Origin of the sequence: Mesorhizobium sp. M0522 (assembly GCF_040321085.1) — a bacterium.
Lineage (GTDB): Bacteria > Pseudomonadota > Alphaproteobacteria > Rhizobiales > Rhizobiaceae > Mesorhizobium.
On sequence record NZ_JAMYQW010000078.1, the window covers coordinates 1 to 9,447 of the forward strand.

Genomic DNA, 9,447 nt, shown 5'->3' on the forward strand with positions numbered 1-9,447 from the left:
TCACCATGGGCTTCCATCCTTCGAAAGCCCGGCTTCCAAGTCAATTCTGCTTGTTCATCCCGTCCGGTCCGAGGGGCGCACTCCAGACGGGCTGTAACTGCTGCCCGTCATGAAACGGCTGAACTGTTCGCGTGCCTGCTCCTGCGCGGCCGCCCGCCTCGCCTCCTCAAGGGCTTCGGCTCGCCCTTGTGCGGCCAGCATCGCAGTGAGATCGGCAACTTGCTTGGCTTGCACGGCGAGGAGCTGGTTGCCGGCCTGCGTTGCCTGAAGCACGCCGACGGCCGACTGGCTGGCACCGACCAGCGCACTCGTCTGCTCTTGTGTCCCGGCGATGTTGTCGACCGCGACGGCGCCGGTTTTCAGCGAATGCTCAAAGGCAGACACCGAGGTCTGCCATCGTTGACGCGCGCCGTTGACAAGCTGCTGGCTGGAGAGATCCGAACCGAAATTCTTGTAAGCGGAGGTAAACTGGCTCTCGATGTCCTGGACGCTGTAGGCCAGCTTCTCGGCCTCGCCGAGCAGGCTCTTCATCTCGGAAAAATTGCCCTCGATCTGGCCAAGCAGCGAGGTCGGCAGCGACGTGAGATTCTTCGCCTGGTTGATCAGCATCTGCGCTTCGTTTTGCAGCGAGGTGATCTGGTTGTGGATCTGCTCCAGCGCACGCGATGCCGAAAGCAGGTTTTCGGCATAGTTCCTCGGATCGAACACGATCAGCGCCGATGCTGGTGCCGATGACAGCGCCATGGCGACGGCGATGGCGCCGGCTGCCGCCTTGCGACGGATTCGGCTGCCTGCAAGATTGGAATTCATGACGAAATCTCCTCTGTGGACTGGTCGATCACGTTGGTGAGACCTGGGATGAGGTCGGCCGCCCAGGAGAGACCGCGCTCCGCTAGCCAGGCCTCGAGGAAATGCTCTCGGCCGGCCTCGGCGATTGTCCGGTCGATCGCGGCCTGGTCTGATTTGGACGATGTGGCGCAGAGCGCCAGCGCGATCGGACCGAGTCCCAGTTCGAACAGACGGTTGCCGCGGCGGCTTTGACAGTAATAGTCGCGCTTCGGTATCGCCCGGGCGATGATCTCGATCTGACGATCGTTGAGACCAAAGCGTCGATAGATCTCGGCGATCTGCGGCTCGATAGCGCGCTCGTTCGGCAAGAACAGCCGCGTCTGGCAGCTTTCGACGATTGCCGGCGCGATTGGCGATCCGGCGATGTCGGAAAGCGACTGCGTGGCGAAGACCACGCTGGCGTTCTTCTTTCTCAGCGTCTTCAGCCATTCGCGCAGCTGGTCGGCGAAACCGCCATCGTCGAGCGCCAGCCAGCCCTCGTCGATGAGCAGCAGTGTCGGCCGGCCGTCCATCCTCTGCTCGATGCGGTGGAAAAGATAGGCAAGCACCGCGGGAGCAGCACCCGTGCCGATCAGGCCCTCGGTTTCGAACGCCTGGACGGAGGCTTCGCCGAGACGCTCATACTCGGCATCAAGCAGCCGGCCAAAAGCGCCGCCGATGCAGTAGGGACCAAGCGCCTGTTTCAGCGGCGAGGACTGCAGCAGCACGGACAGGCCAGTCAGTGTCCTCTCCTGGACTGGCGCAGACGCCAGCGACGTCAGCGCCGACCACAGATGTTCCTTGACCTGCGGCGTGATGGGCACGCCTTCGCGCAGTAGAATGTCGAAAAGCCAGTCGGCCGCCCAGGCCCGCTCCGGCGTATGATGGATGCGGGCAAGCGGCTGCAGCGACACGGTGTCAACGTCGTCCGACAGATCGGTCAAAGTCAGCAAGGGCAACGGATCGTCAGACCCCTGCCCGCTTGCGGTATCGCTTCCGAGATTGTGCCAGTCACCATTCATGGCGAGTATGGCCGCGCGGATTGAGCCGCCGAAATCAAAGGCAAAGACCCGGCTGTTTTCGTAGCGCCGGAACTGAAGCGCGATCATCGCCAACAGGACCGACTTGCCGGCGCCCGTCGGGCCGATGACGAGGGTGTGGCCGACGTCTCCAACATGCAGGCTGAACCGGAACGGTGTGGCGCCCTCCGTTCTGGCGAAGAACAGCGGCGGCGCTCCAAGATGCTCGTTCTCGATCGGACCTGCCCAGACCGCGGAGAGTGGAATCGTGTGCGCGAGGTTGAGCGTGGAAAGCGGCGGCTGGCGAATATTGGCATAGACATGGCCAGGAATACCGCCCAGCCAAGCTTCGACAGCGTTGACGCCTTCGGCGATACAGGTGAAGTCCCTGCCCTGAATGATCTTTTCGACCAGACGCAGCTTTTCGCCGGCGATCGACGGATCGGCATCCCAGACCGAAACGGTGGCGGTGACATAAGCTTCGCCGATCTGGTCAGAGCCCAGGTCCTGGAGCGCCGCGTCCGCATCGGCCGCCTTGTTGGCGGCGTCCGTGTCGACGAGAACGGATGCCTCGTTGGTCATCACCTCTTTGAGGATCGCGGCGACGGATTTCCGCTTCGCGAACCACTGACGGCGTATCTTCGTCACCAACTTGGTCGCGTCGGTCTTGTCCAGCATGATCGCCCGCGTCGACCAGCGGTAGGAGAAGGCAAGGCGATTAAGATCGTCGAGAATCCCCGGGAAGGTCATCGTCGGAAACCCGGTGATGGTGAGTGTGCGCAGACGCGCATCGCCAAGCCTCGGCTCTAACCCGCCGGCCAACGGCTGATCGACAAGCAGAGCATCGAGATGCATCGGCGTTTCTGGCACGCGAACGCGATGCCGCTTGGTCGAAATGGTTGAGTGTAAGTAACTCAGCGTCTCTCCGTCATCGAGCCAGTCAGCTTCGGGAACGAAGCCCTCGATGAGGTTGAGCACGCGGTCGGTGCGGTCGACAAAAATCTTCAGGAGCTCCCAAGGATCGACGCCGGTCTTTTCCCGGCCTTCGTAGAGCCAACTCTCCATGCGCGACGCTTCCTCGGCCGGAGGCAGCCACACGACGGTGAGGAAGTAGCTGCTTTCAAACAGCACACCGGAGTCTTCGAACTGTTCGCGACGCTCGATGTCGAGAAGTGCGGATGCGCAATCCGGGAACCGGCTGTCTGGGTAGCCGCTGGCAGGATTGCGCTGGGCTTCGACAAAAAGTGCCCAGCCGGAGCCGAGCCGGCGCAGCGCGCCGTTGAGCCGCGCGGTCGTGCCGACGAGCTCCGCCCGCGTCGCGGAGTCCAGATCCGGCCCGCGAAAACGCGCCGTCCGTTGAAAACTGCCGTCCTTGTTGAGCACCACGCCCGGCGCTACCAGGGCAGCCCACGGCAGATAATCGACGAGGCTGGCACTCTTCTTTCGATATTCCGCGAGGTTCATCATGGCGAAACCTCAACATCCGAAATGCACGGGATAGCGCAGGTGGCGGCGAACCACATCGACGAATTGCGCATCGCGCTTTGCCGCCCAGACGGCCACGAGATGTCCGACCGCCCAGATGATGAGCCCCGCGATCCACAAGCGAAGCCCCAATCCAATCGCGCCGGCCAGCGTGCCGTTGGCGATGGCGACCGCACGCGGCGCGCCGCCGAGCAGGATCGGTTCGGTGAGCGCGCGATGCACCGGCGCGAAAAAGCCACGGATCTCCTCATCCATCAGATCAGAGCTCCGCCACCGAAGGAGAAAAAGGACAGAAAGAACGAACTTGCCGCGAAAGCGATCGACAGCCCGAAGACGATCTGGATCAGCCGGCGAAATCCGCCTGACGTGTCGCCGAAGGCGAGCGACAAACCGGTGATGATGATGATGATCACCGCCACGATCTTGGCGACAGGCCCCTCGATTGACTCAAGGATTTGCTGAAGCGGCTCCTCCCAGGGCATGGAGGAACCGGCAGCATGGGCGGGCGCAATCGTCATGATCGCGGCGGTCGCCGCATACGACAGCTCCACGGCAAGTTTGCGGATAGCCGATGAATTGAAGCGGATCTGGGTCATTCTGAAGCTCCATAGGGAGAGTGGCGATTCACGGTCGTTGTGGTCTCGAAATTTGCTTCCAGGGTGCGGTAGTCGCCGGTGGCCGGATCGAGCCCGTCGACCAGGGCGATCTCGACGAGCCGGCGCGCTGAGCCGCGGCCAGCGAGAACTGCGATGAGATCTATGGTTTCGCCAATCAGTGCGCGCGGAACCGTAATGACCACCTCCTGCACGAGCTGCTCCAGTCGCCGCAGTGCGCCAATGGCAGAATTGGCGTGGATGGTGCCGATGCCGCCGGGATGGCCAGTGCCCCAGGCCTTCAACAGATCGAGCGCTTCCGCACCGCGTACCTCGCCGATCGGAATGCGATCGGGCCGAAGGCGTAACGACGACTTCACCAGATCGGAAAGCGAGGCGACACCGTCCTTGGTGCGCAGCGCCACAAGATTGGGCGCAGCACACTGCAGCTCTCGCGTATCCTCGATCAGCACGACGCGGTCGGCGGTTTTAGCGACCTCCGCCAGCAACGCGTTCACGAGCGTGGTCTTGCCCGTCGACGTGCCGCCGGCCACCAGCACGTTCTTCCGTGTCTTCACGGCAAGCTGCAGGACGCCAGCCTGGGCTTCGGTCATGATGCCGGCGGCGACATAGTCTTGAAGCGTGAACACCGCGACTGCCGGCTTGCGGATGGCGAAGGTTGGCGCCGTGACAACAGGCGGCAACAGACCCTCGAACCGTTCGCCGGTCCCGGGCAGTTCAGCCGAAACGCGCGGCGAGCCCGAATGCACCTCCGCACCGACATGGTGCGCGACCAGCCTGACGATCCGTTCGCCGTCTGCCGCGATCAGTATTTCATTGCTTGCAGCGAGTCCTTCGCTGAGATGGTCAACCCACAGGCGACCGTCGGGATTGAGCATCACCTCGACAATGGCTGGATCGTCAAGGAAGCCGGCGATCGCCGGGCCGAGGGCGGTGCGCAGCATGCGCGCGCCGCGCGATACCGCTCCCTTGCTGGCACGATAGTTGGTCGCCATGCGGGTCCCCGTTTCTCGCCACGAACTGGTTCTTGCCGCGGTCGGGGATCATTAGAAAAGGCAGGAGCGCCGGCCTTGCAACAAGCAAAGCCGGCGATCGTGGAATAACGTGCAGAGACTTGCGAAATGCGGCCGCGACCGCGATAGCTCAGCAACCCGGTGCCCGACTGGCCATCTCCGCTCCAGCAGAACATCCGGCTATATCTAGGGCCGCAAGCGAAGCCCGATTGGGAAGTCATTCTTGGCATCGACGTTCCAAGGATCGGCTCGACGTGCATGTTTTGCCGTCCGGCGAGGCGTTCTCGGTGGGTATGACCATGCCGGGGTGGAGGATCTGGTTCGGCGATTGGCAGCCCTTTCGCCGGCCGTTGTCGGATTGGAGTCGACAGGCAGCTTCGAGAGACTGGCGGTCGCCGCCTTGGCAGGCAACGGCCTGGCGATTGTCATGATCAATCCGGCGCGGGTGTAGGCGAGGCTAGCAGGTATGTTGAGGAGCCTAGAGAACTATGGTGGAAATTGCCAGAAAGGTAGATTTTTGGAGTTTCTCGTGTCCCTGAATATCAAAAATCCGGCCACCGTTGCTCTCGCCGATGAACTCGCACGCCGCCAGGGTATCAGTAAGACAGCAGCCATCCATCAAGCCCTTAGCGAGCGCTTGCATCGCTTGGGCTTTGGAGAGACCGCTCAGGAGCGTCTGCTGGCAGAATTGCGCGCCATCCGAGAAAGAGTGGCACGATTGCCTGAACTGGATACTCGCAGCGACGAGGAGATCATCGGGTATGACGAGCATGGAATCCCTAACTGATGGTGATCGATACCTCAGCTGTTGTAGCGATCCTTCGGAGCGAGCCTGAGGCAGCAAGGCTGGAACGAGCGCTGGTCTCCGACCCAATCCGACTGGTCCCGGCAACCGGGGTGCCCGAGGCACGCATGGTGCTGGTCAGCAGGCGCGGGCGAACACGCATTGGCCGAGATCGATCTTTGGCTGCGCAATATCGAGGCCGACATCATTCCTGTCGACTCCGAATTGGTTGATCTGGCGACCCAGGGTTGGCTGACCTACGGCAAAGGCCACCACCCGGCGGCGCTGAATTTTGCCGATTTCCTGTCCTATGCTTTGGCAAAGCGTGCAGACGAACCGCTGCTTTTCATCGGCAAAGACTTCTCCCAAACGAATATCGAACCGGCATGAGCACGAGACTCTAGGATCATCGGCTGTCTCCAGCTTGAACCCTGTAATAGCGCCAATTAGTTTCGATCCTGTCGGCTGGGCCTGCATCAAGGGGGTCGTGCCAATTGGTCCCAAAGCAGAGCAAGCTGGCGTCTTTCGTCCCTCCGATCTGGCGCTGCTGGGCCGCGTCTTCGATCGGTTGGAAGTTGAGGGCCAATCCAGCCGGCCAACATGTCGCTCAGACATTCACGGCCGCGGCGCTGCTTGTGCGAACAAATGATGGGCCTCGTCGAAAACGGCCCTTGGGAGGACCCGAAGCTCGCTTGCTTCGTAGGGGAGATGCTCGAGATACTGCGTCGTCAGCCGGGCAACCACTTGCGCTTGGGCCAGGTCGCGACGGCGCTTGATTGGCTCGCGATCAGCTCGTTTTGAGACCCAGAATTTGTGGGCGGCAAAAATACGCGGATCGGGTGCCACGAGCCGTAACGGTCCGCCTTTTTCATCGATGGCGATTGCTTCGAAAGCAGGGGCATTTTCCAACCATGCCAGGCCGGCGATCTCGGCGGCCACCAATTCGTCGTCAGCCTTCCCGATAGTTTCCCGGCTCGGCTTCCACGCCGGGTTTGCGAGCGGTTTGATCAGATCGACGAGATATCCGTCGCGGTTCACCGCGCGGAATGTGGCGGATGAACGCTCGAAAGACCGATCGACCTTGCGCAAAAGGTTGATGAGCGCTCCATCTTCGACGTTGGCGCCAGACATGATCCTGAGGGACTGGCGCGAGTCCATGAGAAGATCGATATCTTGCGTCGATGTGATTCCGGGATCCACGAACACTCCGGCCGCCGCCTCATAGGCGTAGATCGCATTCGTGCCTGCAATACGAATGCCTTCCCCGAGAAGACCGGCGTTATCGATTGCTCTGATAATTCTTGCGGCGATCAGGGGAACACGCCCAAGCCGGAGCGCGCGATTGACAGCAGATTGGCGCTCCATCTGCTCCTGTCGCGCAGAGAGCGTTTCTTGGGCGGACGCGCGAGCTGCTTCCCAATCCGCCTTGACAGCTTCGCTCGCCGGCGAGCGCCGACCCTCTGCCTTTTGGTGTCGTACGCCAGCGGCGTCGTAGTAGCTTCGCATCAAATGGTCGATGCCGTTCACGGTGTGCCAGACGAGGGATCCCCGAAAGCTCTTCGCCTTCCTTTGGGCCTCTTTGAGCGCAATGAAACGTTGGTCGGAATTGACTTTTTCCCGACGCTGATCGTTATTTAATTCAACAAAATCAATCAATTCAACAGTTACCATACGTTTAGCTCAGAGCTGTTGCAAGACACAATAGGCGGCGGAGCGCGCGATTGCAACAGCTCTCACGTGATTCCACTTCGACTGTTGAAGTAACTGTATTAATTAAAAAATATGACAACGGAGCGGCTTTTCTACGGCAGCGCAGTCGAAGCAAAAGCGCCGCTCGAACGCGGCCTTCGCTGGTTTTATTCGATCCTAGACCGGGCCGGTGCAAACGGTCTGAGAAAGCTACCAAGATGGCGATGGTGGTCATTCGTCACCTCAAGCAGATCCGCTCGATTTGCAACTCCGCGGATGGCGTGACAAAGCTCCCTTTCCCCCGGCTTGGAAGTGCTTAGCTGTCGTCCCTATAAGACTTGGCGGCATTATCGATCTTACGCCAGTCGTTTCCGTGCCGCCGCACAAGCTCCCGCGCCTGGGCTGGCGATACACTTTGCGTTTCGACGAAGTGGTTCACTTCCGTCTCCTCGCTTTCAGGGGACGCGAACGAGGGCTCGTTGGCCGTCTGGCAATTGGGTTTTTGCATCTAGTCTGGGCATGAATGGACCTCTCCTGGAGCAAAATAAACGGTCCGGCGCGGCGAAGCTTTCCCACGCTAGCATTCAGCAGTTTCACCGATCGCCTCATTGGCTGCCCCTAGCGGCTCTGACCATACGTTCTGGTGCTCTTAGACCCAAATGAACTGCACCGCGTTGTTTGCGAGCAGTGCTGTGCTTCGCAATCTGATGGAAAAATCCGACGCCCCTGCTGCACCGCAGACAGTTCCTGGTGCCGAAGCGCGCTTTCCGTACGATCGAGCGGCGGTTGAGCGGTTTCGACAGGCATTCCCGCGCGCCAGGTGGAGTGACGAGCGCACAAGCTGGTTCGTGCCGGGAAAGACTGCCGCGCGGCGCATCCAGCGCTGGCTTGCGCAAGAGGCGGATCTACGAGTAGCACATGATGACAGCAAGGGACGAGACGCCTTCGCCTTCGATCCCCTGTCGAGCCGGTATCTGGAAGTCGCGGACGACCTGCGCATCCGCACGCCATATTCGCGGACGGTTCTCGAAGAACTGCGAGCCGTTCCATGGGCGAGCTGGGACGACGAACTGCGGGCCTGGAGGGTGCCTTTCCGCTCCTACGAGGAGTTGAGGCGCCATTGGCCAAGCATCGAAAGGGCCGCACGCCGCGCAGAACCGGAGGAGAGGAAACGGCGACGGGAAGCGTCCAAAGACTCCGAGGAATATAAAGCCGCCAGATTACGGTATGCCGAACGCAGGCGACGTCGCTATCCACTGCCCCCTGACGATTTACCCCAGCTTGGCCCTGCCGTGGCAACGGAGCAATACGGCGTCGTGGTCTTCACCGAGATTTCGGGCGAACTCGTCGCCTCGGAGCTAGCAGCGTTCTATCCGCATTTGATCGAGGCGAACGTCGCTATATCTGGGGCAGATGGCGTCCGGCGACCTTGACTGAATTGATTAGAACATGGCCCGCTCGGCGTGCTGCCGAGTTAACGGAACGGCAGCGAGGCTGGTGGCAACCAACGCTGCCCGAGCTCAGGATAGCTCGCCAAAAAGCCCGAAGCATGGCCCGAAGAAGGGCAAGGCTTGGGCCGCTTCCAGCGTCTGTCCGGTTGCTCTAGTGTTGAAATGTCAACCGATCGGAACCTTCCATGTGCAGCGATTGCGAACAACATATGAGCTGGCTGAACATTGCCCGATGATGGCGTCGCTGGCGTTGAAGATCGGGGCGCATGAAACCGAACTTGACCTGCCGTAGGCGCGCGACACCCGCATCAATGATCTGGCTCCAATAACCCGCGTGGCAGCTGAAGCCAGCGTCGGCGTTCTTCGAATTTACCGGACGAAGTACCCGAAGGCCAAGGATTCATTTTCGCTCTACGCTCCGCGTTTATGACCATCGCCGACCGAGAGGAAGTTCGCCGCTCCGCTGACACGGGGCTGGGCGGGGCGCGCCAAGGTCATCGCTGACTGTCAAACCATTTCTGCAGAATTTGACGCACACAAGGCCGATCCGAGGCCAACTGGGAG

The 9,447-nt window shown here is 60.9% G+C and carries 7 protein-coding genes and 2 pseudogenes; 3 read left to right on the forward strand and 6 right to left on the reverse strand.

The genetic code is table 11. The annotated features are described in order from the left end of the window. Positions 1-54: 54 nt before the first annotated feature. From trbJ to trbB, 5 genes are all read right to left on the reverse strand, one after another. Positions 55-810, reverse strand: coding sequence for a P-type conjugative transfer protein TrbJ (gene trbJ, locus NKI58_RS34985; protein ID WP_352854484.1), 756 nt, complete (start codon positions 808-810; stop codon positions 55-57). Next, a complete protein-coding gene (gene trbE, locus NKI58_RS34990; protein WP_352595177.1) occupies positions 807-3,314 on the reverse strand; it encodes a conjugal transfer protein TrbE in 2,508 nt (835 codons plus the stop codon). Before trbE ends, trbJ begins: the two co-directional genes overlap by 4 nt. 9 nt (positions 3,315-3,323) lie before the next feature. Further along, entirely contained in the window at positions 3,324-3,587 is a 264-nt protein-coding gene (locus tag NKI58_RS34995; RefSeq protein ID WP_352595179.1) for a VirB3 family type IV secretion system protein, read from the reverse strand. Then, positions 3,587-3,850: a TrbC/VirB2 family type IV secretion system protein gene (locus NKI58_RS35000; RefSeq protein ID WP_352492921.1), complete on the reverse strand. Its 264-nt coding sequence runs from the start codon at positions 3,848-3,850 to the stop codon at positions 3,587-3,589. The genes NKI58_RS34995 and NKI58_RS35000 overlap by 1 nt, the downstream gene beginning before the upstream one ends. A gap of 74 nt (positions 3,851-3,924) precedes the next feature. After that, positions 3,925-4,941 carry a P-type conjugative transfer ATPase TrbB gene (trbB, locus tag NKI58_RS35005; RefSeq protein ID WP_352595185.1) on the reverse strand — a complete coding sequence of 339 codons (1,017 nt, stop codon included), beginning with the start codon at positions 4,939-4,941 and terminating at the stop codon, positions 3,925-3,927. 547 nt (positions 4,942-5,488) lie between these two features. Between trbB and NKI58_RS35010 the strand changes: the two genes are divergently transcribed. Beyond that, positions 5,489-5,746 (forward strand): type II toxin-antitoxin system VapB family antitoxin, encoded by a 258-nt coding sequence (locus tag NKI58_RS35010; RefSeq protein ID WP_352502877.1) that lies wholly within the window; start codon positions 5,489-5,491, stop codon positions 5,744-5,746. Then, positions 5,746-6,133, forward strand: a pseudogene (locus tag NKI58_RS35015) (type II toxin-antitoxin system VapC family toxin). Before NKI58_RS35010 ends, NKI58_RS35015 begins: the two are co-directional and overlap by 1 nt. A 225-nt stretch (positions 6,134-6,358) precedes the next feature. Here NKI58_RS35015 and NKI58_RS35020 read toward each other — a convergent pair. Further along, complete coding sequence (locus NKI58_RS35020; RefSeq protein ID WP_352595188.1) at positions 6,359-7,414, reverse strand: GSU2403 family nucleotidyltransferase fold protein; 1,056 nt, start codon at positions 7,412-7,414, stop codon at positions 6,359-6,361. 725 nt (positions 7,415-8,139) lie between these two features. On the opposite strand from NKI58_RS35020, the pseudogene NKI58_RS35025 reads away from it, so the two are divergent. Further along, positions 8,140-9,038: pseudogene (locus NKI58_RS35025) on the forward strand (hypothetical protein). The last annotated feature ends 409 nt before the right edge of the window (positions 9,039-9,447 follow it).